The 22963-nt window shown below is 64.7% G+C and carries 25 protein-coding genes; 9 read left to right on the top strand and 16 right to left on the bottom strand.

Annotation, left to right across the window (positions count from 1 at the left end; all coding sequences use genetic code 11):
• Window positions 1–35: 35 nt before the first annotated feature.
• The gene (locus I6F16_RS10325; protein WP_167361644.1) at window positions 36–203 is read right to left on the bottom strand and encodes a hypothetical protein; all 168 of its coding nucleotides are present in this window, start codon (window positions 201–203) and stop codon (window positions 36–38) included.
• 168 nt (window positions 204–371) lie between these two features.
• Here I6F16_RS10325 and I6F16_RS10320 point away from each other — a divergent pair, with 168 nt between their 5' ends.
• On the top strand, window positions 372–617 hold the full coding sequence (locus I6F16_RS10320) for a hypothetical protein (RefSeq protein ID WP_036003940.1): 246 nt from the start codon (window positions 372–374) through the stop codon (window positions 615–617).
• Between the two features lie 145 nt (window positions 618–762).
• On the opposite strand, the gene I6F16_RS10315 is transcribed toward I6F16_RS10320, so the two are convergent.
• From I6F16_RS10315 to I6F16_RS10310, 3 genes are all read right to left on the bottom strand, one after another.
• Window positions 763–966, bottom strand: a complete 204-nt coding sequence (locus tag I6F16_RS10315) for a hypothetical protein (protein ID WP_036003938.1) — start codon at window positions 964–966, stop codon at window positions 763–765.
• 71 nt (window positions 967–1037) lie between these two features.
• Window positions 1038–1166, bottom strand: a complete 129-nt coding sequence (locus tag I6F16_RS37975) for a hypothetical protein (protein ID WP_276573553.1) — start codon at window positions 1164–1166, stop codon at window positions 1038–1040.
• Between the two features lie 111 nt (window positions 1167–1277).
• Window positions 1278–1472 (bottom strand): hypothetical protein, encoded by a 195-nt coding sequence (locus I6F16_RS10310; RefSeq protein ID WP_074447527.1) that lies wholly within the window; start codon window positions 1470–1472, stop codon window positions 1278–1280.
• Window positions 1473–1567: 95 nt separating this feature from the next.
• Between I6F16_RS10310 and I6F16_RS10305 the strand changes: the two genes are divergently transcribed.
• Window positions 1568–2080, top strand: coding sequence for a DUF4142 domain-containing protein (locus tag I6F16_RS10305; RefSeq protein ID WP_225112620.1), 513 nt, complete (start codon window positions 1568–1570; stop codon window positions 2078–2080).
• 3 nt (window positions 2081–2083) lie between these two features.
• On the opposite strand, the gene I6F16_RS10300 is transcribed toward I6F16_RS10305, so the two are convergent.
• Window positions 2084–2377, bottom strand: coding sequence for a hypothetical protein (locus tag I6F16_RS10300; protein WP_225139697.1), 294 nt, complete (start codon window positions 2375–2377; stop codon window positions 2084–2086).
• A 281-nt stretch (window positions 2378–2658) separates the two neighbouring features.
• Here I6F16_RS10300 and I6F16_RS10295 point away from each other — a divergent pair, with 281 nt between their 5' ends.
• Window positions 2659–8952: a HAMP domain-containing protein gene (locus tag I6F16_RS10295; RefSeq protein WP_074447528.1), complete on the top strand. Its 6294-nt coding sequence runs from the start codon at window positions 2659–2661 to the stop codon at window positions 8950–8952.
• A gap of 13 nt (window positions 8953–8965) precedes the next feature.
• A complete protein-coding gene (locus I6F16_RS10290) occupies window positions 8966–10453 on the top strand; it encodes an HWE histidine kinase domain-containing protein (protein WP_036003924.1) in 1488 nt (495 codons plus the stop codon).
• On the opposite strand, the gene I6F16_RS10285 is transcribed toward I6F16_RS10290, so the two are convergent.
• Window positions 10450–10671, bottom strand: coding sequence for a hypothetical protein (locus I6F16_RS10285; RefSeq protein WP_036029983.1), 222 nt, complete (start codon window positions 10669–10671; stop codon window positions 10450–10452). The genes I6F16_RS10290 and I6F16_RS10285 overlap by 4 nt on opposite strands.
• A gap of 141 nt (window positions 10672–10812) precedes the next feature.
• Between I6F16_RS10285 and I6F16_RS10280 the strand changes: the two genes are divergently transcribed.
• Together I6F16_RS10280 and I6F16_RS10275 are read left to right on the top strand one after the other, a co-directional pair.
• Window positions 10813–11070: a hypothetical protein gene (locus I6F16_RS10280; RefSeq protein WP_225173664.1), complete on the top strand. Its 258-nt coding sequence runs from the start codon at window positions 10813–10815 to the stop codon at window positions 11068–11070.
• A gap of 124 nt (window positions 11071–11194) precedes the next feature.
• Window positions 11195–11407, top strand: a complete 213-nt coding sequence (locus tag I6F16_RS10275) for a hypothetical protein (protein WP_225173725.1) — start codon at window positions 11195–11197, stop codon at window positions 11405–11407.
• Window positions 11408–11503: 96 nt separating this feature from the next.
• On the opposite strand, the gene I6F16_RS10270 is transcribed toward I6F16_RS10275, so the two are convergent.
• Entirely contained in the window at window positions 11504–11725 is a 222-nt protein-coding gene (locus tag I6F16_RS10270) for a hypothetical protein (RefSeq protein WP_036003912.1), read from the bottom strand.
• A 115-nt stretch (window positions 11726–11840) separates the two neighbouring features.
• Between I6F16_RS10270 and I6F16_RS10265 the strand changes: the two genes are divergently transcribed.
• Complete coding sequence (locus tag I6F16_RS10265; protein WP_057026883.1) at window positions 11841–12035, top strand: DUF3072 domain-containing protein; 195 nt, start codon at window positions 11841–11843, stop codon at window positions 12033–12035.
• 90 nt (window positions 12036–12125) lie between these two features.
• The gene (locus I6F16_RS10260; protein ID WP_225173663.1) at window positions 12126–12443 is read left to right on the top strand and encodes a DUF6496 domain-containing protein; all 318 of its coding nucleotides are present in this window, start codon (window positions 12126–12128) and stop codon (window positions 12441–12443) included.
• A 6-nt stretch (window positions 12444–12449) separates the two neighbouring features.
• Here the strand turns inward: I6F16_RS10260 and I6F16_RS10255 are convergent, their stop codons facing one another.
• Entirely contained in the window at window positions 12450–12812 is a 363-nt protein-coding gene (locus I6F16_RS10255) for a hypothetical protein (protein ID WP_036003965.1), read from the bottom strand.
• A 269-nt stretch (window positions 12813–13081) separates the two neighbouring features.
• Window positions 13082–14635: a Do family serine endopeptidase gene (locus I6F16_RS10250; RefSeq protein WP_225112616.1), complete on the bottom strand. Its 1554-nt coding sequence runs from the start codon at window positions 14633–14635 to the stop codon at window positions 13082–13084.
• A 205-nt stretch (window positions 14636–14840) separates the two neighbouring features.
• Here I6F16_RS10250 and I6F16_RS10245 point away from each other — a divergent pair, with 205 nt between their 5' ends.
• Window positions 14841–15677 (top strand): universal stress protein, encoded by an 837-nt coding sequence (locus I6F16_RS10245; RefSeq protein WP_225173662.1) that lies wholly within the window; start codon window positions 14841–14843, stop codon window positions 15675–15677.
• An 18-nt stretch (window positions 15678–15695) separates the two neighbouring features.
• On the opposite strand, the gene I6F16_RS10240 is transcribed toward I6F16_RS10245, so the two are convergent.
• The 7 genes from I6F16_RS10240 to fba all read right to left on the bottom strand — a co-directional run bounded on the left by I6F16_RS10240 (window position 15696) and on the right by fba (window position 22955).
• Window positions 15696–15908, bottom strand: a complete 213-nt coding sequence (locus tag I6F16_RS10240; RefSeq protein ID WP_225112614.1) for a hypothetical protein — start codon at window positions 15906–15908, stop codon at window positions 15696–15698.
• A 168-nt stretch (window positions 15909–16076) separates the two neighbouring features.
• The gene (locus I6F16_RS10235) at window positions 16077–17933 is read right to left on the bottom strand and encodes an EAL domain-containing protein (protein ID WP_225112613.1); all 1857 of its coding nucleotides are present in this window, start codon (window positions 17931–17933) and stop codon (window positions 16077–16079) included.
• Between the two features lie 252 nt (window positions 17934–18185).
• The gene (gene rpe / locus I6F16_RS10230) at window positions 18186–18923 is read right to left on the bottom strand and encodes a ribulose-phosphate 3-epimerase (RefSeq protein ID WP_225112612.1); all 738 of its coding nucleotides are present in this window, start codon (window positions 18921–18923) and stop codon (window positions 18186–18188) included.
• Entirely contained in the window at window positions 18920–19852 is a 933-nt protein-coding gene (gene cbbX / locus I6F16_RS10225; RefSeq protein ID WP_225112611.1) for a CbbX protein, read from the bottom strand. Before cbbX ends, rpe begins: the two co-directional genes overlap by 4 nt.
• A gap of 99 nt (window positions 19853–19951) precedes the next feature.
• Complete coding sequence (locus tag I6F16_RS10220) at window positions 19952–20359, bottom strand: ribulose bisphosphate carboxylase small subunit (protein ID WP_036003868.1); 408 nt, start codon at window positions 20357–20359, stop codon at window positions 19952–19954.
• An 11-nt stretch (window positions 20360–20370) separates the two neighbouring features.
• Window positions 20371–21831, bottom strand: coding sequence for a form I ribulose bisphosphate carboxylase large subunit (locus I6F16_RS10215; RefSeq protein WP_036003865.1), 1461 nt, complete (start codon window positions 21829–21831; stop codon window positions 20371–20373).
• Window positions 21832–21869: 38 nt separating this feature from the next.
• Window positions 21870–22955, bottom strand: coding sequence for a class II fructose-bisphosphate aldolase (fba, locus tag I6F16_RS10210; RefSeq protein WP_036030012.1), 1086 nt, complete (start codon window positions 22953–22955; stop codon window positions 21870–21872).
• Between the last annotated feature and the right edge of the window lie 8 nt (window positions 22956–22963).

The following is a 22963-nucleotide window of genomic DNA, read 5'->3' as shown; positions in this document are numbered from 1 at the left end:
GCGGAAAACCGCTTCGCACTTTTTCGGATCATGCCCTAGCTCGCTTTCGCTCCCGTCGAAGGCTGCGATTGCGGCGGCTGGAGGCCCGGGCTGTTGGCCCAGCGCTCGACCTCGTCGATGATCTTCTGCTGGCTTGGCCGCACCGGCTCGGGCGCTGCGGGTTCTTCGGAAAGCTTGCGAGGTAACCTGACTTCGTCGGTCATGGTCTCTCTCCCTTACGGGAACAATGCCTTACGGCGGCATGCGTTTCAATAAATTATTGATTTTATTGGATTTCCTATTCACTTGCAGACTTCGTCGGCTTTCGCGGAACTCTCATCAAGTTGGTTCGTTGAGTAAGCTACTCAACCTACTCAATTTGCGTGATCGCCATGAACGACCTTCGCGCCGAGCGCCTTCAGGTCATGCTCTCGCCGGAAGAGTTGGCCGCCATTGACGATTTCCGGTTCAAGCACCGCATGCCGACGCGGGCGGCAGCAGTCCGCGAACTCCTGAAGTTCGGACTGGCCGCTGTGGGCGTCGATGCCGCTGCCGGCGTGAAGTCGAGCAGCTTTGGCGTATTCGGCCGCGGGCCTGAAGGACATACTCAGGGGGATCCGGAGAGCGGCGCCGAATGACGCACGGAAAGCCCCACCAAAAGCAAACGACCCCGGCACGGTGGGTGCCAGGGCCGTCCTTGGAGATTGCTTCCGGCGCACCGGGGGCATGACTGCCGGAAGCAATCCGTCGACACTTCCCGCGGAAATTCGTTCCTGGTGAGAGCTAGCCCGTGGCGTCGCTCGAGCCGTCCGGCATGGCGCCGGAACCCGGCGTCTTGATGTTGTCGTTCAGCTTGGGATCGCGCGTCGCTTCACGCGAGGGGGAGCCTTTCGGATCCGCCTTGTGCACGGATTGCGCACGTTCCTTGTCGCGGGGCTGCACCTCCCCACGCTTGTCCTTGACGATGCCTTGGTCGGAATGGGCCATGATGCGCTCTCGCTTCTGCTGATGTGTCGGAGCGCTTACGCATAGCGGCGTCAAATGTTCCGCTGCGGCAATCAGCTGCGCACGGCGTGGACGGGAGATGCGCTCTCGAGATGCACCTGTCGCACCGTGGTCACCGTCGCGAACGCGACGGAGACGCCAACGGCGAGAATGAGGGAGAGAAGAGCCAGACGCGGAGCCATCGCCAAACCTCCTTCTGCAATTGGAATCTCCGCGATCGACGTTCCCGGATGATCCCAAATCAGTTATGCGCCTTCCGTGAGCGGTCTCACATGCAGATTCTTGAGACGAGCTCACCCGTTCCGCTTTGGAGCTGCATGGACGGGAACGGGCGAAATTTCGCCGTCGAGCCAATCCTGCTCGTTGGCGAGTGCCGTCCAGGCGTCGGCCATGCGCGAATAGCGCTTATGGGCGGGCTGTCCGTCAGCGCGCTCGGCAAGCTGAAGACAATTGTCAGCGTTGTCTCTGAAGACGTCAGACTGTTTCATATAGAGGACGTGGGGACGGAACTCTTGCGCCGCAACCCGCTTACCGGATCGTAATGGTCGGGGAACTTTCGCACGCGGTTCGTCATTGAAGATCGATGCGAGTTGTCGCCGCAATCATTCTGGCATTGATCAGCACCTCGGCGCTTGCCGACAGCCTTGGCGAACGAAAGCCCGGCGCACGGGCGCCCTCCGCGATCGAGGTGATCAGCGGCGCCTACAATTTCAGCCGGTTTCAACAGGGGCTGCTCGAGAACACCGACCTCAAGGGCAACGCCGAGGTCAAGAACCTCGCCGCCCTGCGCGCCGAGGAAGCGGCTAAGCGCGACAAGCGACTGAAAGAGGTCCAGGAGGCGATCGGCGCGGAACTGCAGCTCGGCAGGGCAACATCCTCGAGCGCGAGCCTCGTCGAGCCCGAAATGTCGGATGGTCCGGCCTATGTCAGAAGCTTCTATGCCGCGCAGATTCCCGAGTATGAGTCGATCATCAGCCTGCTCGAACGCTATCTGACGGCACCCGACAATGCGGCGCTCGCAGCGTTCGCGCGCGAACAACTGCCGCTGCTGCGCGCGCAGGTCAGGGACGCCGAGCGCACCATGGCGGACAAATAACCTCTACTTGTCGCTCGGACGTTGCTGGCTCTGCGGCCGCACGGTGCGGTCGCTCTCCGGCATCTTGTCGCGACCCGCATCGCCGTTGTCGTCCTTGCCGCCGGACGAGGACGTGCCGCTTCCGCTTGGATTCGAGCGGGTGGCCGCTCCGGTGGTCGGCGTGTCCGCCTGCGGGTTGGCGGAGCTTGCGGCGGGGTCGCCCGTCACGGAGCCGCGCCCGCTTGGCGCACCGCCCTGCGCCAGAGCCGACCCCGCGGCAAGCGCCGTGATGGCGATGGCGAAAATTGCTGCCTTCATGTCCGTTCTCCCTGTCTGCGCTGGCTAACCGTCGGGCTCGGCGCTCCGTTCCGAAGGAGGGCTGCGGACGACGGACGCGTGGACGACCCGCCCCCGCGGCCTTTTGCCCTGAGGGCTATGGAACCAATCCGGCCGATCGTCGTTAGCTTGGTTGGGCTGAGCAAGGCGGGTTCCATTTCCTGGCGTCATACGTTGGCGCTTGATTTCGAATTTGGCTGACGCTCTTATTTCGTCGAACGCGTCTTGCCTCAGATTCGGCCGACGCCTGCGGGGGAAACAGTATGAGCGACCTCGATTCCGGAACTGCATCACGCTCCGGTCGTCGCGTCCCAAAGCCAAAAATCAACGGTACGTCCGAGTCAGATTCCCGAGCGGAACTGCTGCTCGCCCTCCAGGCGATGCGCAGCGGTGACTTTTCGGTGCGCATGAGCGGCGACTATCTCGGTATCGACGGCAAGATCGCCGACACTTTTAACGAAATTATCGCCGCAAACCAGCGCATGGCACAGCAGCTCGAGCTGGTGGGCCAGGTGGTGGGACGCGAAGGCAAGACCCGCCAGCGCGTGAAGTTCGGCCTCGCCTCCGGCTCCTGGGCCGACATGGAAGGCTCCGTCAACACGCTGATCGACGACTTGTTGTGGCCGACCCGCGAGGTGACGCGCGCGGTTGCCGCTGTCGCCCAAGGCGACCTGCTGCAGACCGTCAAGCTCGACGTCGACGGCCGTCCGCTCCGCGGCGAGTTCTTGCAGTCGGCGACGATCGTCAACACCATGATCAAGCAGCTCGGCGTGTTCACCTCGGAGGTGACGCGCGTGGCGCGCGAGGTCGGCACCGAAGGCAAGCTCGGCGGCCAGGCCCAGGTGCCGGAGGTGACCGGCGTCTGGAAGGACCTCACCGAGAGCGTCAACTCGATGGCGAACAACCTGACCAACCAGGTTCGCAACATCGCCGAGGTGACGATCGCGGTCGCCAACGGCGACCTCTCCAAGAAGATCACGGTCGACGTCCGCGGCGAGATCCTCCAGCTCAAGGAAGCCATCAATACGATGGTGGACCAGCTGCGCTCCTTCGCCTCCGAAGTGACGCGCGTGGCGCGCGAGGTCGGCACCGACGGCAAGCTCGGCGGCCAGGCCATCGTGCCCGGCGTCGCCGGCACCTGGAAGGACCTGACCGACTCCGTCAACGCGATGTGCGGCAACCTGACCGCACAGGTGCGCAACATCGCCAACGTCACCACCGCCGTGGCGCGCGGCGACCTCTCGCGCAAGATCACCGTGGACGTGCGCGGCGAGATCCTGGAGCTGAAGGACACCATCAACACCATGGTGGACCAGCTCAACTCGTTCGCCTCGGAAGTCACGCGCGTCGCGCGCGAGGTGGGCACCGAGGGCAAGCTCGGCGGCCAGGCCCAGGTGCCGGGCGTCGCCGGCACCTGGAAGGACCTCACCGACAACGTCAACTTCATGGCCTCCAACCTGACCGCGCAGGTCCGCAACATCGCCGACGTCGCGACCGCCATCGCGAGCGGCGACTTGTCGAAGAAGATCACGGTGAACGTCTCGGGCGAGATCCTTCAGCTGAAGGAAACGCTCAACACCATGGTCGACCAGCTCAACGCCTTCGCCGGCGAAGTCACGCGCGTCGCCCGCGAGGTCGGCACCGAGGGCCGGCTCGGCGGCCAAGCCAACGTGCTCGGCGTCGCCGGCACCTGGAAGGACCTCACCGAGAGCGTCAACTCGATGGCCTCGAACCTGACCGCGCAGGTCCGCAACATCGCCGAGGTGACCACCGCGGTCGCCGGCGGCGATCTCTCGAAGAAGATCACCGTGGACGTGCGCGGGGAGATCCTCGAGCTGAAGGACACCATCAACACGATGGTGGACCAGCTCAACGCCTTCGCCGGTGAAGTCACGCGCGTGGCGCGCGAGGTCGGCACCGAAGGCAAGCTCGGCGGTCAGGCGGTGGTGCGCGGCGTCGGCGGCACGTGGAAGGACCTCACCGACAGCGTCAACTCGATGGCCTCGAATCTCACCGGCCAGGTCCGCAACATCGCCGAGGTCGCAACCGCGGTGGCGAAGGGCGACTTGTCCAAGAAGATCACGGTGAACGTCTCGGGCGAAATCCTTCAGCTGAAGGAAACGCTCAACACCATGGTCGACCAGCTCAACGCCTTCGCCGGCGAAGTCACGCGCGTGGCGCGCGAGGTCGGCACCGACGGCAAGCTCGGCGGCCAGGCCGACGTGCCCGGCGTCGCCGGCACCTGGAAGGACTTGACCGACTCCGTGAACTCGATGGCGGGCAACCTCACCGCGCAGGTCCGCAACATCGCGGAAGTTGCCACCGCCATCGCCGGCGGCGACCTGTCGCGCAAGATCACCGTGGACGTGCGCGGCGAGATCCTTCAGCTCAAGGACACGCTGAACACCATGGTCGACCAGCTCAACCGCTTCGCGGGCGAGGTGACGCGCGTGGCGCGCGAGGTCGGCACCGAAGGCCGCCTCGGCGGTCAGGCCAACGTGCCCGGCGTCGCCGGCACCTGGAAGGATCTCACCGACAGCGTCAACTCGATGGCGGGTAACCTCACCGCCCAGGTCCGCAACATCGCCGAGGTGACGACCGCGGTCGCGCGCGGCGACCTCTCGCGCAAGATCACCGTCGACGTGAAGGGCGAAATCCTCGAGCTGAAGAACACCATCAACACCATGGTGGACCAGCTCAACGGCTTTGCCGGCGAAGTCACGCGCGTGGCGCGCGAGGTCGGCACCGAAGGCAAGCTCGGCGGCCAGGCCGAGGTGCCCGGCGTCGCCGGCACCTGGAAGGACCTCACCGACAACGTCAACTTCATGGCCTCCAACCTGACGGCGCAGGTCCGCAACATCGCCGAGGTCGCAACCGCGATCGCCGGCGGCGACCTGTCGAAGAAGATCACGGTGGACGTACGCGGCGAGATCCTTCTCCTGAAGGACACGCTGAACACCATGGTCGAGCAGCTCCGCTCCTTCGCCGCCGAAGTCACGCGCGTGGCGCGCGAGGTCGGCACCGAGGGCCGGCTCGGCGGTCAGGCCGTCGTGCCCGGCGTCGGCGGCACCTGGAAGGATCTCACCGACAACGTCAACCTCTTGGCTGCGAACCTCACCACCCAGGTCCGCAACATCGCCGAAGTCACCACGGCGGTCGCGCGCGGCGACCTCTCGCGCAAGATCACCGTCGACGTGAAGGGCGAAATCCTGGAGCTGAAGAACACCATCAACACCATGGTGGACCAGCTCAACGCCTTCGCCGGCGAAGTGACGCGCGTCGCGCGCGAGGTGGGCACGGAAGGAAAGCTGGGCGGCCAGGCGCAAGTGCCCGGCGTCGCCGGCACCTGGAAGGATCTCACCGACACCGTCAACTTCATGGCGGCGAACCTGACCGAGCAGGTGCGCGGCATCGTCAAGGTGGTGACCGCGGTCGCCAACGGCGATCTGAAGCAGAACCTCACGGTGAAGTCGAAGGGCGAGGTCGCGGCGCTCGCCGACACCATCAACAACATGACCGAGACGCTCGCGACCTTCGCCGATCAGGTGACGTCGGTGGCGCGCGAGGTCGGCGTCGAAGGCCGGCTCGGCGGCCAGGCCAACGTGCCCGGCGCTGCCGGCACCTGGAAGGATCTCACCGGCAACGTCAACCTGCTCGCGGCCAACCTGACCTCGCAGGTGCGCGCGATCGCGGAAGTCGCAACTGCGGTGACCAAGGGCGACCTGACGCGGTCGATCCAGGTCGACGCCCGCGGCGAAGTGGCGGAGCTGAAGGACAACATCAACACGATGATCACCAACCTCCGTCTCACGACGGACGTGAATACCGAGCAGGACTGGCTCAAGACCAACCTCGCCAAGTTCACCAACATGCTCCAGGGACAGCGCGATCTCACCACGGTCGGCCGATTGCTGCTCACCGAATTGTCGCCGCTGGTGAACGCCCATACGGGCGTGATCTACCAGGTCGAGAACGAGAACGATCCCCAGCTCCTGCTGCTCGCCTCCTACGCCAGCGACGGCGTCTACCCCTATCAGCCGGTGCTGCAGTTCGGCGAAGGCCTGATCGGCCAATGCGCCTTCGACAAGCGGCCGCGCGTCGTCTCCGACATTCCCTCGGACGTGGTGCCGATCAACTCGGCGCTGTTCCGCGTCGCCCCGAAGAACCTCGTCGTGCTCCCGGTCCTGTTCGAAGGCCAGGTCAAGGCCGTGATCGAGCTCGCCTCGCTGGTCTCCTTCACGACCTCGCAGATGACGTTCCTGGAGCAGCTCACCGACTCCATCGGCATCGTGCTCAATTCGATCGAGGCCACGATGCAGACCGAAGGCCTGCTCAAGCAGTCGCAGCAGCTCGCCGGCGAGCTGCAGACCCAGCAGCGCGAATTGCAGCAGACCAACGACCAGCTCGAGCAGAAGGCGCAGCAGCTCGCCGAGCGCAACGTCGAGGTCGAACGCAAGAACCAGGAAATCGAGCAGGCCCGCCGCGCGCTCGAGGAGAAGGCGACCGAGCTCGCGCTGACGTCGAAGTACAAGTCCGAATTCCTCGCCAATATGAGCCACGAGCTGCGTACGCCGCTGAACTCGATCCTGATCCTCGGACAGCAGCTCAGCGACAATCCCGATGGCAACCTCTCGGCCAAGCAGGTCGAGTTCGCCCGCACCATCCATGGTGCCGGCACCGACCTGCTCAACCTCATCAGCGACATTCTCGATCTCTCCAAGATCGAGTCCGGCACCGTGACGGTCGACGCCGAGGAAATCCTGACCGCGAACCTGCTCGAGACCGTCGGCCGGCCGTTCCGGCACGAGGCGGACAACCGCAACCTGTCGTTCAAGATCGACGTCGATCCGAACCTGCCGCGCAGCATCGTGACCGACTCCAAGCGGCTGCAACAGGTTCTGAAGAATCTGCTCTCCAACGCCTTCAAGTTCACCGCCGACGGCGAAGTGCGCCTGAAAGTCGCCGGCGCAATCGGCGGCTGGGGGTCGGATCATCCGGTGCTGAACTCGGCGCCGGCCGTGATCGCCTTCGAAGTGTCCGACACCGGCATCGGCATTCCCCTGGAGAAGCAGAAGCTGATCTTCGAGGCGTTCCAGCAGGCCGATGCCGGCACCAGCCGCAAATATGGCGGCACCGGCCTCGGCCTTGCGATCAGCCGCGAGCTTGCCAGCCTGCTCGGCGGCGAGATCCACCTGCGCAGCGCGCCGGGCAAGGGCTCGACCTTCACGCTCTATCTGCCCTTGAAATATTCCGGCCCGACCCTCGCGCCGCGGGCGCCGGCGTCACAGCAATACGGCCAGCCGCCGGCGCTGCAGCCTGCCGCGCCTGACCAGCAGCGCGTTATCGAGCAGCTGCCCGACGACCGCCTCAACCTCGAGCCCGGCGACACCATTCTCCTGATCGTCGAGGACGACCCGCATTATGCCCGCGTGCTGGTCGATCTGGCCCGCGACAAGGGCTTCAAGGTCCTGGTCGCCGCGCGCGGCGCCGAGGCCCTCGAGCTCGCCAAGCAATACCAGCCGACGGCCGTCTCGCTCGACGTGTTCCTGCCCGACATGCTCGGCTGGACCGTGCTGAGCCAGCTCAAGCACAATCCGCTCACCCGCCACATCCCGGTCCAGATCATCACGCTCGACGAGGACCGCCAGCATGCGCTGGCGCGCGGCGCCTTCTCCTTCGTCAACAAGCCGACGACGACCGAGGGCGTCTCGGCCGCGCTGACGCAGATCAAGGAATATGCGCGGCCGCGGCGCAAGCGGCTCTTGATCGTCGAGGACAACGAGGCCGAGCGGCTCTCGATCCGCGAGCTGCTGCACCACGACGACATCGAGATCCTGGCCACGGATACCGGGGCAGGCGCGCTCACGACGTTGCGCGAGCAACCCTGCGATTGCGTGGTGCTCGACCTCAGGCTGCCCGACATGAGCGGCTTCGAGGTGCTCGATCAGATCCGCAACGACGAGGCGCTGTCGAACATCCCCGTCGTGGTGTTCACCGGCCGCGAGCTCTCGGCCGAGGAGGATGCGGAACTCCACACCATGGCACGCAGCATCGTGGTCAAGGGCGTGGAATCGCCCGAGCGCCTGCTCGACGAGACCGCGTTGTTCCTGCACCGCGTGATCACGGAGTTGCCGCTCGAGAAGCAGCGCATGCTGGAGAAGCTGAACAGTTCCGACGAGGACCTGATCGGCAAGACCGCCCTGCTCGTCGACGACGATGCCCGCAATATCTTCGCGCTCTCGAGCGTGCTGGAACGACGCGGCATGAAGGTGCTGACGGCCACGACCGGCAGCGAGGCGGTGACCTTGGTCGAATCCAATCCGGAGATCGCGATCGTGCTGATGGACATCATGATGCCGCAGATGGATGGCTATCAGACCATCGGCGTGATCCGCGAGAACCCGGCCTTCGCCCGTCTGCCGATCATCGCGTTGACTGCGAAGGCGATGAAGGGCGACCGGGAGAAATGCCTCGAAGCCGGCGCGTCCGACTACCTCGCCAAACCGGTCAACACCGACCAATTGCTGCTTGCGATCCGCATGTGGCTGCATCGCTGAGTTGGACCCGCGTATGGATCAGGAAAAGGTCAACATCCTGCTCGTCGACGATCAGCCGGCCAAGCTGCTCGCCTATGAGGTGATCCTGAAGGATCTCGGCGAGAACCTCGTCATCGCCTCCTCGGGCCGCGAGGCGTTGGAGGTGCTGCTCAAGACCGAGATCGCGGTGATCCTGGTCGACGTCTGCATGCCCGAGCTCGACGGCTTCGAGCTCGCCGCGATGATCCGCGAGCATCCGCGCTTTCAGAAGACCGCCATGATCTTCATCTCGGCCATCCAGGTCAGCGACATCGACCGGCTGCGCGGCTACGAGATGGGCGCGGTCGATTACGTGCCAGTGCCGGTCGTGCCGGAGGTGCTTCGCGCCAAGATCAAGGTGTTTGCCGAGCTCTACCGCAAGACGCGCGAGCTCGAACGGCTGAATCACGAGCTCGAGGATCGCGTCCGCGCCCGCACCGCGGAACTGGAGGCTTCCACCGCGAAGCTGCGCGAGAGCGAGCAGCGGCGCAGCATGGCGATCGCGGCTGGCAAGATGGGGTCCTGGGACTGGGACTGGATCAGCGGCGATTGGATGTGGGACGAGGGGCAATACAATATCTTCGGTGTCAGCCCCGACAATTTCGAGATCAATCCGGCCAACGTTCAGGCCCTGCTGCACCCCGACGACGTCGACCAGTTGCGCAAGGCGATTGCCGAGTTCAACAAGGGCACACGCGCCTATGAGACGGAGTTCCGCATCATCCGGCCCGACGGCGAGGTGCGCTGGTGCGTCGGCACGGCGGCCGCAACCACGGACGAGAGCGGGCGCGTGGTGCGCGTCAGCGGCGTGACTGTCGACATCACCGAGCGCAAGCGCGCCGAGGAGCGGCAGAACCTGCTGGCGCGGGAAGTCGATCATCGTGCGAAGAACGCACTGGCGCTGGCGCAGTCGATCGTGCGCCTCACCCGGGCCGACGAGGTCAAGGCCTATGTCAACGCCGTCGAGGGGCGCATCAATGCGCTGGCGCGCGTGCACACCATCCTGTCGCTGTCGAGCTGGCAAGGCGCCGAGCTCTCCAGGCTGATCGACGAGGAGCTTGCGCCCTACTCGCTGGGCGACCAGATCAAATTGGCAGGGCCCGAAGTTCAGTTGCTGCCGGCGACGGCCCAGACGCTGGCGCTCGCACTGCACGAGCTCTTCACCAACTCGGCAAAGTACGGCGCGCTATCCACGCGAGCGGGGCGGCTCGCGATCGATTGGCAGGTCGACGAGGAGCTGCTCACGCTGAGCTGGGAGGAATCCGGCGGTCCCCTGGTCAAGACCCCGAAATCGCGCGGCTTCGGCACGCGAAGCCTGCTTGCGAGCATCGAGTCCCAGCTTGGCGGACAGGCGCAGTTCGATTGGCGCGCCGAGGGCCTGCTGTGCCGTCTTGAGGTGCCGTTGACACGCAAGACCGCGGCGGCTGCACCAAGCAAATTCGACACCGCCGGCGCTGCCGAATTGCAACGCGCATCCGGTTAACCTGACGCTGCGCTGCTCATGCGCTGCGCCGTGCGTGGTTCGCGCGCGACGCGCCCTTCGAGCCAGGCTTCCGTTCGGGCGAGATCGCGCAGCGCCCTCGCGTAGCGGCGGGCCGCGCTTCGCTCCGCGCCAAGCGGAAGCTTGCGCGCCTTGCGCAGGATGTCCGCGGCCGCGTTGCGATAGGCCAGCGAGCGGTAAAGAAAGACGACCTTACCCATATCGATGTTCCCGTTTTGCTGGCGCCCATCTTGGCAAGCCCGGCATGAACGCCGGATGAAACGGGCGGTAACAATTCCTTCAGCGGAACGGAACCCGACGATCACATGCGCGTTGGCGTGGCAAGTTCGGGATGCCGTCCCATGCGCACCAAGAAGTCGTCTGAGCTGATCTCTGCCAGCGGCCTTATCAAGCTGATGACGCATGCAATGATGGGCGCAGCGCTAGGCCTCATTTTCAACCTCACGCTCGTCCTGTCCAATCCAGCCGTCGCCAACCTGCTGAACAATGGCGGAAGCCAGGCCGCGATGGTCTTCGCCCTCACCTTGGTGACGACCTTTGCGATCGGCGCGACGCTCACCGGCGCCGTGTTCATCCTGGCCGAGGACAAGCAAACTTGAAGCGTGCGTGACGCACGGAAGATACTTCGCCGGGAACTCCTGCCGCGACGCGCGGTTTGCTGACTGCGTCAATTTAACTCAGGGGGTTTCCCCGCATGAGACGACCAAGCTCGCTCTCGCCGTAATATTGGCAACCGGCCTTGCCGCCGCGCCGTTTGCCGCCCAGGCCAAATCGCACAAGACTAAGCATGGATCCTCGATGTCGTCGGCACAGACCACCGGCGCCAACACCAAGTCCTCCAAGGGCGCTGATCCGTCCGGCCAAGGCGGCGCCGGTCCCGGCTCTGATCAGGGCGGCACCATGACCAACAAGGGCGGCATGACCGACACCAAATAGGCGCTCCCTGGAATCATGAAGGGCTCCGCATTGCGGGGCCCTTTGTCTTCTATCTTTGGTTCGGCACTCGGCCTTCAGTATCCGGCGCCAAGGATCTCAGCGGCGCTCGGCTGCGCGCGCGGAGTTGCCGCCTGTCTTCACGGCACGAAGCCGCACCCGGTCGCGGACGTTCGGCAGTACGTCGCTGCCGCCGGCAGCCTTCCATTCGGCGATCAAGAGATTGATCTTCCGGCGCAGGTCCATCTGCGCCAGGGCCCTTTCCGTGCAGTCGTGATCGCGCTCGACGAGGTCGCGCACCGACGCCTCGACGTCGGCCATCTCGAGCCTCAAGGCTCTGATTTTACGTCGAATTTCATTAATTCTGTTGTCCATGCCTTGTTAGAACAAAATAAGAACATATAGTCAAGTCACGATTTCAGGACGGAGACTCCAGATGCAGGTTCAAGGTAAATACGACGCCAGATTTTTCCTGGGCGAGCAGATGACGCGGGCGCAGGGTCTCAAGCTGAAGCGGCTCAGCGAAGAGGCCTACCAGCCCGGCCAATATGCGCGGGATCTGTCCTTCAGCGAGGCCGCCCGGCGCATCCAGGTGCTGGAAGCGGAGATCGAGCTGGCAAACTCCTTCTAGAGCATCGCATCGCGCTTTAGGCATGCGCCGTTCCACGCTCCCGGAACCATGGCTGTGCAGAATGGTTCTCCCCGCCGAGGGAGAATATGCATGGCACGCAAGGCAAAAAAGCGCCGCTACTCACGCAGCTCGGGAAGCGATCTCGCCACCGAGATGCGGCGTTACAAGAAGGGCACCGCGAAGAGCGGCCGTGGCGGGCGCGGCGGCCGCGTCAAGAACCGCAAGCAGGCCATCGCGATCGGACTGTCGAAGGCACGCAAGAAGGGCAAGAAGGTCCCGAAGAAGGCTTCGAAGCGCAAGAGCGCCAAGAAGACGTCCAAGAAAACATCCAAGAAAACGTCCGGGACGTCGTCCAAGAAATCGTCGAACAAGAAATCATCGAAGCGCAAATCCAAGCGGTCGCGCTGACCCGCCTCAGATCATGCTCCCCGGCATGAAGCAGCGGATCGAAATCCCGAACGCAGTCTTGACCGGCCACACCATCGTGCGGCCGGCCCGGTTGGGCTCGGTGATGACGGCCTCATCCGGCACATCGATCCACTGTCCGTCGATGCGGACACGGTAGCGCCCGTTGTGCGACTCCCAGTCGAGATCGGCAAGGGCGAAACCGTCCGCGTCCGAGCAGCACGGACCGAGATGGCTGCGCAAACTGTCGAACCATGGCTTCAGAGGAGAATTCGCGTAGCGGCCGTCGTCGCGCCCGAGCGCGTTTCCCCCCGAGAGCACCAATGGCGCCACGAGCAGCGCACTCCTGAGCGAGAGCTTCAATCGATCCATGTCGGCACCGATCACTTGTGAACCACCGGCGAGTTCCACAAAGCGCCGGGAGGCTCGAAGTTCCACGCTTGCAACCCCTCTCAGCGGCGACGTTGGCGCAGAGCACCGAGGCGCCCTGCGAGTGTGATCAGCGAACACGGCTTTTTCGGACGCACCAGGTCATCATCCCTGCCGTTAACGAGAATGTGACCGGCCTGGTGCAGACGTGACGTGTGTGCAAAAGGCGGCCCGAAGGCCGCCTTCCTGGATTGGTAAGGGTCGAGTTGACGTTATGCGAGTGGCACCGCAACGAAGCGGGTGGCCTCCGCGCTTCTGACCTGAAGCAGCACGCTGCGCTTGCCCGACGATTTGGCCTGCGCCAGCTCGGAGCGCACCTCGCCGACATTGCTGACAGCCTTGCCGCCGACATTGAGGATGACGTCGCCGGTCCGGATGCCGCGTTGCGCGGCCGGGCCTTGCGGATCAACCTCGGTGACGACGACGCCGTTCTGGCCTGCGCCCTGAACGTCACCGGCGGGCGCCAGGCTGAGGCCGAGGCGCGGCGTGCCGGCACCCGGCTGTCCGCTGCCCTCGTCGGCATTGCCACTGCCATTGCCCTTGGCCTGCCGCTCGTTCGGCAACTCGCCGAGCGCCAGCGTCACCGTCTTGCTGTCGCCCTTGCGGAAGACATCGAGCTTCACGGACGTGCCCGGCGTCAAGCCGGCGATGGTGCGGGCGAGGTCGCGGGAGTCCTTGATCGTGGTGCCGTTGACGGCGGTGATGACATCGCCCGCCTGGATGCCGGCCTTCGCCGCCGGGCTGCCATCCTGCGGATTGTCGACGATCGCGCCGCGCGCCTCCTTGAGCCCGAGGCTGTCGGCGATATCCGACGTCACCGGCTGCACCTGCACGCCGAGCCAGCCCCGGGTGACCGCGCCCTTGTCCTTCAATTGCGCGACGACGAGCTTGGCGGTCGAAGCCGGGATATCGAAGCCGATGCCGACCGAGCCGCCCGAGGGCGAGAAGATCGCAGTGTTCACGCCGATCACGTTGCCGTTCATGTCGAAGGCCGGACCGCCGGAATTACCCTTGTTGATCGGCGCGTCGATCTGGATGAAGTCGTCATAGGGACCGTTGCCGATGTCGCGGCCGCTGGCCGAGACGATGCCGGCGGTCACGGTGCCGCCAAGACCGAAGGGATTGCCGACCGCGACCACCCAGTCGCCAATGCGCGGCTTCTGGTCGGAGAACTTGACGAACGGAAAGTCCTTCTTGCCGTCGACCTTGATCAGCGCGAGATCTGTCTTCGGATCGGTGCCGACCACTTTCGCGGTGTAGGTCGTGCCGTCGTCCATCGTCACCTGCACGGACTCGGCGCGATCGACGACGTGATTGTTGGTCACGGCATAGCCGTCGGCGGAGATGAAAAAGCCGGAGCCTTCGCCCGTGATCATCTGGTGGCGCTGGCGCGGCATGCCGTTCGCGCCGCCCGGAAAGCGGAAACCGAACTGTCGCGAGAACTGGTCGAACGGCGTGTCCTCGTCCGAATCCATCCGGTTCTGCTGCAGCATCGCGCTCTTGTCGTTGTCCTGATCGATTTTGACCCGCACCGAGATCACAGCGGGTTTGACCCTGCTGACGAGATCGCCGAAGCCGGGCGGCGTCGCGGCGGCTTCGGCCGCCTGAGCCGGCGCAATCAAGGAGTTGATGCCGTACGGCGAGGCGCCTGGCGCAACTGCCAGGGCGGCCACGCCCAGCGCGGCCACGGTGCCGAGCAGCGCGAGCCGCCGCGGCCGCAAGATCTTGCGAGACGTGGTGATGTCGGAATTGACGCGATCGTTCATGTCGAAATGTCCATGTTGAGCAGGTGTCGCCTTGCCCGCAACATGGTCGCTGCCACCTTACGGCGTCCCGTCCGTCCGATTAAATCTCGGCAAAGAATGGATGAGCGGTCGCAGCAGGCAATCCGGACGTTTGATACAGCTCAACGCGCCGCCTTCGCGCAGTGAAAAACTGCGACCATCGGATGATGCTCAGCGGAGGCGCGCCATGTACAAAGACATTCTCGTCCACATTCCCACCGAACGTCCCATGCGTCCCGCGATCGAGGGCTCGGTCTCGCTCGCGGCGAAGCTCAACGCGCATCTCGACGCGGTCGCGGTCGGCTATGTCGCCACCAGTACGGCTTACGTCATGGAAGGCGGCGCGGCGGTGGCGGCCGTTTTCGAGCTGGAGCGCGAGCGCGCCGTGGAGCGGGCCGAGGCGGCGCTCGCGGTATTCAAGAGCGAGGCGGCGAACGCCGGCATCGCCTATACCTGCCACGCACTCGGCGCGATCCCGGCAGATGCCGCCGGCTCGCTCGGCGAGATGGCACGGCTGCACGACCTCAGCGTCCTGCTCCAGCCCGATCCGGCGCAAGGCTCGTTCGACAACGACATGCCGAGCGAGATCCTGTTCCGCGCGGGCGGCCCGGTGCTGTTCCTGCCCTACACCTTCCGGGGAGCCTTCAAGGCGAAGCGGATCGGCATCTGCTGGGACGGCAGTCGCGTTGCCGCCCGCGCTATGCGCGACGCAGCTTCGTTCCTGGCGCGCGCCGAAGAGATCGTGATCATCACCGTCAACGAGACCGACGACGTCTCCAGCGAAGCTTCAGCGAGCGGCTTGGCCAGACATCTCGGCCGGCGCGGATTGTCCACCCGCACGGTCAGCCTGACCGCCACGCGCGCCGACATTCAGCCGATCATTCTGTCGCTGGCGGCCGACGAGAGTCTCGATCTCCTGGTGATGGGCGGCTACGGCCATTCGCGGTTGCAGGAACGCTTTCTCGGGGGCGTCACCCGCGCCATGCTGGAAGCCATGACGGTCCCGACGCTGATGTCGCATTGACGAGCCGGCTTGGCGCCGTCACGCCGCGACGGGAGCCTCCCAAGTCGCCGGCGCGGCGGCGTCCTTGTCGCGATGCACATTGCACGCGTCGAAATGCGCCTTGAGCTCGATTTCGGCAAGATGTTCGAAATGTTCGGCCTGGCCGAGGAGTTCCCAGTTCTGGAGCGGCCGGTAGGCCGCCTGCTGACGGCAGAGGGACGCCATCGCCCGGTAGCGACGTACGTTCTCCATGAGACCCTCCCTCGCGTTCACCGGCTTATTGCCCTGATTTGCGTCAGGCCGATGGCGTTTATGCAAAACATTTGCTGCGCGCTCAACGCGCCTGAACCAAGTTAATTTTCGAGAAGTGCCGGTAAGGATTTTAGTTCCAAACGTCCGCTCGGAACTCTGTGCCCAATGCTAGGCGTAGAGGCGGCGCTCCACGGCGAGGCCCACCAGGTCGAGGTAGCGCTCGATCAAGTCGGGACGGCCGACGAGATAGCCTTGCATCTCCTCGCAGGCCTCGCGGGCCAAGAAGGCACGTTGGGCTTCCGTCTCCACCCCCTCGGCAATGACCGGGATCTTCAGCGCGTGCGCCAGGCTCAGGACGGCGCGGACAATCTCGGCCGATTGCGGCGTCGCCTCCAGGTTGGAGATGAAACTGCGATCGATCTTGATCTTGTCGAACGGGAACGACTGCAGATACGACAGCGAGGAATAGCCGGTGCCGAAATCATCCATGGCGATGCGGATGCCGAGCGCCTTCAGCCGCCGCAGCAGGTTGAGCGCGCGGGTGAAATCGCCGATCAGCACGCCCTCGGTGATCTCGACCTCGAGCCGCGTCGGCGTCAATCCCGTCTCCAACAGGATCTGATGGATCGAGCGCTCGAGATCGCCCGCCTGAAACTGGACCGGCGACAGATTGACCGCGACCTGCAACGGCCGCGGCCAGGATGCCGCCTCACGGCACGCCTTGCGCAGCACCCATTCACCGATCTCGACGATCAGCCCGTTCTCCTCGGCGAGCGGAATGAACTGGTCCGGCGGCACGAAGCCCCGCGTCGGGTGATTCCATCGCAGCAGCGCCTCGAAGCCGATGACCTCGCCATCCACCCGCGCCTGCGGCTGGAAATAGACGAGGAGCTGGTTCTGCTCCAGCGCCTGCCGCAGGTCGTGCTGCAACAGCCTGCGGTCGCGCAGCTCCTGGTCCATCTCGGATTCGAAGCAGCGGACCCGGCTCCTGCCCTCGCGCTTGGCGCGGTAGAGAGCTGAGTCGGCATTGGCGAGCAGCGTCGCCGCGTTCACGCCATCGTCGGGATAGAACGCGATGCCGACGCTGAGGCCCACGTGGGAGAGATAGTCGTCGATCTCGAGCTCCTTGCCGATCGTCTCGACCAGGCGTTCGGCCAGCGCCAGAACGTCCTCACGGCTGGCGTTGTCGGGCATCAGGATCATGAACTCGTCGCCGCCGATGCGGGCGACGAAGGCGCCTTCGGCTTCCGCGGCAAGCCGGTCGGCGGCCGCCCGCATCAGCATGTCGCCGACGGGGTGACCGAACACGTCGTTGACCTCCTTGAAGCGGTCGAGATCGAGGCTCAGCACAGCGAAACTGGTCGATGCCTCCTGCGCCCGCTCCAGCCGTTCGTCGAGCGCCGCGTTGAAGGCGCTGCGGTTCGGCAGGTCCGTGAGCGCATCATGATGCGCAAGATGGCTGATCCGCTGCCGGGTGGTGACACGCTCCGTGACATCCTCGATCACGCCGACCAGATATTGCGGATCCCCGTTGCCATCCGTGATCAGCATCTTGCGTGAATTGACGACCCGGTCGCGGCCCTTGACGCCGACTTCGAGCAGATGCTCCTCCAGAACCATCGGCATGCCGCTGGCCGCGACGCGTCTATCCTGCTCGTTGACCACGCGGGCCACGTCAGCCGGGAAGATCTGCTCGGGCGTTCGGCCCAGCATCTGTTCGCGCGGCATGCCGTAATAGTCTTCTCCGGCGCGGTTGAGCAGGATGTAGCGCGAACTCTCCGCACATTTCGCGAAGACGGCGATCGGAATGTTTTCGATGATTGTGTCGAGGAACTCGCGGGTCCGCAGCAGATCCTGCTCGACCTCGTCGCGCGTTTGCGCGCGTACTTCGATCATCCGCTGACGCTCGCGATCACCGGCCTCGTAAGCCGCGCTGACGAACTTGCCCAGCTTGACGAGATCGACCTGTCCGGTGGCATCGGTGGCGCAGCGGAGCTGCTCGGCGAACAGGCGATGCATGCTCATGCCATCACTTTGCGCCGCGTGCGGGCTTCATGCCGCAGTTTCCGTCGTTACGCATCCGCGCTCTCATAGCGTCCCTAAACCACAGATTGAGACGCTTGGCATTGCGCGGTCGTTAATCGATTGTCCTTCTCCGGTGCGTTGGTTACCCCGGCCTGAATGAGCCGATCGATTTGGAAGGCATGCTCCGTAGAGATCCGGAGAAAGTGGCGCGCCTTGACACACCGGAGCCACGGCGGTGGGCTGATCCGTAATCTACCGGATGAGCGCACTTTCTTCGGCCCGCTTCGCGGGCGCGGAACTATCTTGCAGCTTCGGAACCCGGCCGGTCTCCGCGGCGATGCGAATAGCCGCGATATTGGCGGCATATTCGCCAGCGCTCTTGCCGCGAAACACGGCGGAGCCCGCGACCAGCGTGTCGGCACCCGCTGCAGCCACGGCCGCGGCATTGTCGCACGTGACACCGCCGTCGACCTCGAGCCGGATCGGCCGCCCGCCGATCATGGTCCTGATCCGCCTGATCTTGTCGATCTGCGATGCGATGAAGGATTGGCCGCCAAAGCCCGGATTGACCGTCATCACCAGCACGAGATCGATACGATCGAGCACATACTCGATCACCGCTTCCGGGGTCGACGGACAAAGGCTGACGCCAGCCTTGCTGCCGAGCGAGCGGATCGCCTGGAGCGAGCGGTCGAGATGCGGCCCCGCTTCGGCGTGCACCGTGATGATGTCCGCTCCGGCCTTTGCGAACGCCTCGAGATAGGGATCTGTCGGCGCGATCATCAAATGCACGTCGAACGGCTTCTTCGAATAGGGGCGGATCGCCTTGATGACGTCGGCACCGAAACTGATGTTCGGCACGAAGTGTCCGTCCATGACGTCGCAATGGATCCAGTCGGCCCCAGCGGCGTCGATCGCGGCGACCTCCTCGCCGAGACGCGCGAAATCCGCGGCGAGAATCGATGGAGCGATCATGATCTCCTTCGTCATGGCACTGCACTCCGCGCATCCGCACCGCCGCTGAAGACTCGGCTCGCCAAGACGTCCATGGCATCGATGGTTTCGAGGTCGGCGACATCGAGCATGCGATCGAGATCGGACACCAGCCGATCGGCCTGCCGCAGGCGGATGCGGTCGACGGCGTTGCGGATCGAGCGCGCGTTGGAGAAGAACGGCTGGGTCCGGCGCAGCGCGATGTATTTCTCTAACGCCTCGCGCGCCGCAGCCGACAAGCGATAGCCGCGCTCCTTCAGCATCAGCTCGGCGATAACGAGCAGCTCGGCCTCTGCATAGTCAGGGAATTCGATGTGGTGGGCGATGCGCGAGCGGAAGCCGGGATTGGAGGCGAAGAATTTCGTCATCCGCTCGCCATAGCCGGCGAGGATCACGACGAGGTCCTCGCGCTGGTTCTCCATCACCTGGAGCAGGATCTCGATCGATTCCTGACCATAGTCGCGCTCGTTGTCGGGACGATGCAGATAATAGGCCTCGTCGATGAACAGCACGCCGCCCATCGCCTTTTTCAGGATCTCCTTGGTCTTCGGCGCGGTGTGGCCGATATACTGGCCGACGAGATCGTCGCGCGTCACCGAGATCACCTGCCCGCGCCGCACGAAGCCGAGCCCGTGCAGGATCCTGGCCATGCGCAGCGCCACGGTGGTCTTGCCTGTTCCAGGATTGCCGGTGAACGACATGTGCAGGGTCGGCAGCGCGGAGGCCAGGCCCGCACGCTGCCGGATGCGCTCGATCAGCAACAGCGAGGCGATCTGGCGCACGCGATTCTTGACCGGCTTGAGTCCGATCAGCTCCTGATCGAGCTGTAGCAGCGTCTCGGTGACTCCGGCGGCTTCAGCCTCCTTGCGGAGATCGAAATGGGTCTCGCTGTGTTCGGTCGTGGTTGCGTGGGGGACATCGAGCATGGCTACCCTCGAAGAAAAGAGCTTCGCCGCGAGCGAGGCGGCGAAGCAGTGGTCCGCCAGGATGCGGAGCAGGGAGAGCTCCGCGCGGAAGCGGATGACTCAAGCTGGCGCGTGCGCAACCGGCTTGCGCACGGTGGTGTAGCGGACCGCACGGCCGCCGACCTCCTGCCGCACCAGCTCGAACTCCGTCTCTTGCTTCGGCCGGTTGACGAGGAAGGAGATCCGCACCGACTCCCAGCCGTGGCTGGCATCGAAGCCGCTGATGCGGATATAGCGGTCGCCGTAGACCCTGCGGCACTCGGCGAGCTCCATCATCACGCCGGCGGCGTCCTGGAGATCGAACATCGGCAGGCCCCACATCTCCCAATAGGTGTTTCGGGGATGCGGATCGTCGGTGAACTCGATGTTCACCGCCCAGCCATTGGCGAGGCAATACTGCACCTGGCTGGTGATCTGCTCGTCGGTCAGATCCGGCAGGTACGAGAAGCAGCCCTGGGTGATCTTCATCTCAAATCTCCTCAGACGGTTTCCAGCGCGGTCGGCACGAAGTCCGGCGTGTCGGTGGATTGATAGTTGAAAGTGACGTCCTTCCAGACCTCGAGCGCGGCCTTCAGCGGCGTGCAGGTCTGGGCCGCCTTGGCCAAGATTTCCGGGCCCTCGTGGACATAGTCGCGGCCCTCGTTGCGGGCGAGGATCATCGCTTCCAGCGCCACGCGGTTGGCGGTCGCGCCGGCCGCAATGCCCATGGGATGACCGATCGTGCCGCCGCCGAACTGCAGCACGACGTCCTCGCCTAACAGGTCGAGCAGCTGGTGCATCTGCCCGGCATGGATGCCGCCGGAGGCCACCGGCATCATCTTGTTCAGGCTCGCCCAGGACTGGTCGAAGAACAGGCCATGCTCGAGCTTGGTCGGGTTGAAGTCTTCGCGGCAGACATCGTAGTAGCCGCGTGTGGTGTTGGGATCGCCTTCGAGCTTGCCGACCACCGTGCCGGCGTGGATGTGGTCGACGCCGGCAAGCCGCATCCATTTGGCGATGACGCGGAACGACACGCCATGGCTCTTCTGCCGCGTATAGGTGGAGTGGCCGGCGCGATGCAGATGCAGGATCATGTCGTTGCGCCGCGCCCACTTGGCCATAGACTGGATCGCAGTGTAGCCGATCACGAGGTCGATCATCACGATCACCGAGCCGAGCTCCTTGGCGAACTCCGCACGCTCGTACATGTCCTCCATGGTGGCCGCGGTGACGTTCAGGTAGGTCCCTTTCACCTCGCCCGAGGCGGCCTGCGCGCGGTTCACCGCCTCCATGCAATAGAGGAAGCGATCACGCCAATGCATGAAGGGCTGCGAGTTGATGTTCTCGTCGTCCTTGGTGAAGTCGAGCCCGCCCTTCAGCGCCTCATAGACCACACGGCCGTAATTGCGGCCGGACAGACCGAGCTTCGGCTTCACCGTCGCGCCGAGCAGCGGCCGGCCGAACTTGTCGAGCCGCTCGCGCTCCACCACGATGCCGGTCGCCGGTCCCTGGAACGTCTTCACATAGGCGACGGGAAAGCGCATGTCCTCGAGGCGCAGCGCCTTCAGCGGCTTGAAGCCGAACACGTTGCCGATGATCGAGGCCGAGAGGTTGGCGATCGAGCCCGGCTCGAACAGGTCGAGATCGTAGGCGATGTAGGCGAAATACGAGCCTGGCGAGCCCGGAACGGGATCGACGCGGTAGCACTTGGCGCGATACTTCTCGGCCGCCGTCAAGCGATCGGTCCACACCACCGTCCAGGTCGCGGTCGAGGATTCGCCGGCAACCGCGGCGGAGGCCTCAATCGGGTCGACGCCTTCCTGCGGCGTGACGCGGAACAGCGCGATGACGTCGGTGTCCTTCGGCGTGTAGTCGGGCTCCCAATAGCCCATGCGCTTGTATTCCATCACGCCGGAGCGATAGCGCTCTTTGCCGCGGACCGTGCCTGCATGTGCGTTCATGTCTCTCTCCTGCTCTTTTCTCTGCTCTTTCTGATTGGCTAGGCCGCAACCGGCTCGCGGGCGTCGATGCGCGGGTCGAGCTCGCCTGCGCGATAGCGCCGCGCCATCTCGCTCATTGGAATGACCTTGATCTTGCTGGCGTGACCCGCGGTACCGAACTGCTCGAACCGCTCGCGGCACAATTCGCGCATTGCGTCCATCGCCGGCTTCAGGAACTTGCGCGGATCGAACTCGGAGCGCGCTTCCGCCGCCACCTTCCGGAACACCGCGGTCATCGCCAGCCGGCAATCGGTGTCGATATTGACCTTGCGCACGCCGCTTCGGATGCCGCGAACGATCTCCTCGACCGGCACGCCCCAGGTCTGCGGCATCTCGCCGCCGAACTGGTTGAACATGTCCTGGAGCGGCTGCGGCACCGAGGACGAGCCGTGCATGACCAGATGCGTGTTCGGCAGCCGGCGGTGGATCTCCTCGACCACCCGCATCGCCAGGATATCGCCGTCGGGCTTGCGGCTGAACTTGTAGGCGCCGTGCGAGGTGCCCATCGCGATCGCGAGCGCATCGACCTTGGTTGCACGGACGAAGTCGACGGCCTGGTCCGGATCGGTCAAGAGCTGGTCGTGGCCGACCTTGCCCTCGACGCCGTGACCATCCTCCTGCTCGCCGCCACCGTGCTCGAGCGAACCGAGCACGCCGAGCTCGCCTTCGACGGACGCGCCGACCCAATGGGCGAGATCGACGACGCGGCGCGTGATCGCGACGTTATAGTCATAGTCGGCCGCCGTCTTGGCGTCGGCTTTGAGCGAGCCATCCATCATGACGGAGGTGAAGCCATGGGCGATGGCCGAGGCGCAGGTCGCTTCGTCATTGCCGTGGTCCTGGTGCATGCAGAGCGGAATGTCGGGATAGGTCCGCTCCAGCGCGTCGATCATGTGCGAAAGCATGAGATCGCCGGCATAGCTGCGCGCGCCGCGCGAGGCCTGGATGATGACCGGCGCATCGACCGCGGCCGCCGCCTGCATGATCGCGATGCCCTGCTCCATGTTGTTGATGTTGAACGCCGGCACGGCGTAGCCGTGGCTGGCAGCGTGATCGAGCAATTGGCGAAGGGTGATACGGGCCAAGATTCGTC

Source organism: Bradyrhizobium sp. IC4060 (assembly GCF_020193715.1).
GTDB lineage: Bacteria > Pseudomonadota > Alphaproteobacteria > Rhizobiales > Xanthobacteraceae > Bradyrhizobium > Bradyrhizobium yuanmingense.
The sequence above is the reverse complement of the archived record's forward strand: the minus strand, read 5'-3'. Positions and strand labels throughout refer to the sequence as shown.

What these genes read in the sequence shown, in the direction of transcription:
- I6F16_RS10325 (WP_167361644.1), bottom strand. Translation starts at nt 203, where the DNA reads ATGACCGACGAAGTCAGGTTACCTCGCAAGCTTTCCGAAGAACCCGCA.
- I6F16_RS10320 (WP_036003940.1), top strand. Translation starts at nt 372, where the DNA reads ATGAACGACCTTCGCGCCGAGCGCCTTCAGGTCATGCTCTCGCCGGAA.
- I6F16_RS10315 (WP_036003938.1), bottom strand. Translation starts at nt 966, where the DNA reads ATGGCCCATTCCGACCAAGGCATCGTCAAGGACAAGCGTGGGGAGGTG.
- I6F16_RS37975 (WP_276573553.1), bottom strand. Translation starts at nt 1,166, where the DNA reads ATGGCTCCGCGTCTGGCTCTTCTCTCCCTCATTCTCGCCGTTGGCGTC.
- I6F16_RS10310 (WP_074447527.1), bottom strand. Translation starts at nt 1,472, where the DNA reads ATGAAACAGTCTGACGTCTTCAGAGACAACGCTGACAATTGTCTTCAG.
- I6F16_RS10305 (WP_225112620.1), top strand. Translation starts at nt 1,568, where the DNA reads ATGCGAGTTGTCGCCGCAATCATTCTGGCATTGATCAGCACCTCGGCG.
- I6F16_RS10300 (WP_225139697.1), bottom strand. Translation starts at nt 2,377, where the DNA reads ATGAAGGCAGCAATTTTCGCCATCGCCATCACGGCGCTTGCCGCGGGG.
- I6F16_RS10295 (WP_074447528.1), top strand. Translation starts at nt 2,659, where the DNA reads ATGAGCGACCTCGATTCCGGAACTGCATCACGCTCCGGTCGTCGCGTC.
- I6F16_RS10290 (WP_036003924.1), top strand. Translation starts at nt 8,966, where the DNA reads ATGGATCAGGAAAAGGTCAACATCCTGCTCGTCGACGATCAGCCGGCC.
- I6F16_RS10285 (WP_036029983.1), bottom strand. Translation starts at nt 10,671, where the DNA reads ATGGGTAAGGTCGTCTTTCTTTACCGCTCGCTGGCCTATCGCAACGCG.
- I6F16_RS10280 (WP_225173664.1), top strand. Translation starts at nt 10,813, where the DNA reads ATGCGCACCAAGAAGTCGTCTGAGCTGATCTCTGCCAGCGGCCTTATC.
- I6F16_RS10270 (WP_036003912.1), bottom strand. Translation starts at nt 11,725, where the DNA reads ATGGCCGACGTCGAGGCGTCGGTGCGCGACCTCGTCGAGCGCGATCAC.
- I6F16_RS10265 (WP_057026883.1), top strand. Translation starts at nt 11,841, where the DNA reads ATGCAGGTTCAAGGTAAATACGACGCCAGATTTTTCCTGGGCGAGCAG.
- I6F16_RS10260 (WP_225173663.1), top strand. Translation starts at nt 12,126, where the DNA reads ATGGCACGCAAGGCAAAAAAGCGCCGCTACTCACGCAGCTCGGGAAGC.
- I6F16_RS10255 (WP_036003965.1), bottom strand. Translation starts at nt 12,812, where the DNA reads ATGGATCGATTGAAGCTCTCGCTCAGGAGTGCGCTGCTCGTGGCGCCA.
- I6F16_RS10250 (WP_225112616.1), bottom strand. Translation starts at nt 14,635, where the DNA reads ATGAACGATCGCGTCAATTCCGACATCACCACGTCTCGCAAGATCTTG.
- I6F16_RS10245 (WP_225173662.1), top strand. Translation starts at nt 14,841, where the DNA reads ATGTACAAAGACATTCTCGTCCACATTCCCACCGAACGTCCCATGCGT.
- I6F16_RS10240 (WP_225112614.1), bottom strand. Translation starts at nt 15,908, where the DNA reads ATGGAGAACGTACGTCGCTACCGGGCGATGGCGTCCCTCTGCCGTCAG.
- I6F16_RS10235 (WP_225112613.1), bottom strand. Translation starts at nt 17,933, where the DNA reads ATGAGCATGCATCGCCTGTTCGCCGAGCAGCTCCGCTGCGCCACCGAT.
- rpe (WP_225112612.1), bottom strand. Translation starts at nt 18,923, where the DNA reads ATGACGAAGGAGATCATGATCGCTCCATCGATTCTCGCCGCGGATTTC.
- cbbX (WP_225112611.1), bottom strand. Translation starts at nt 19,852, where the DNA reads ATGCTCGATGTCCCCCACGCAACCACGACCGAACACAGCGAGACCCAT.
- I6F16_RS10220 (WP_036003868.1), bottom strand. Translation starts at nt 20,359, where the DNA reads ATGAAGATCACCCAGGGCTGCTTCTCGTACCTGCCGGATCTGACCGAC.
- I6F16_RS10215 (WP_036003865.1), bottom strand. Translation starts at nt 21,831, where the DNA reads ATGAACGCACATGCAGGCACGGTCCGCGGCAAAGAGCGCTATCGCTCC.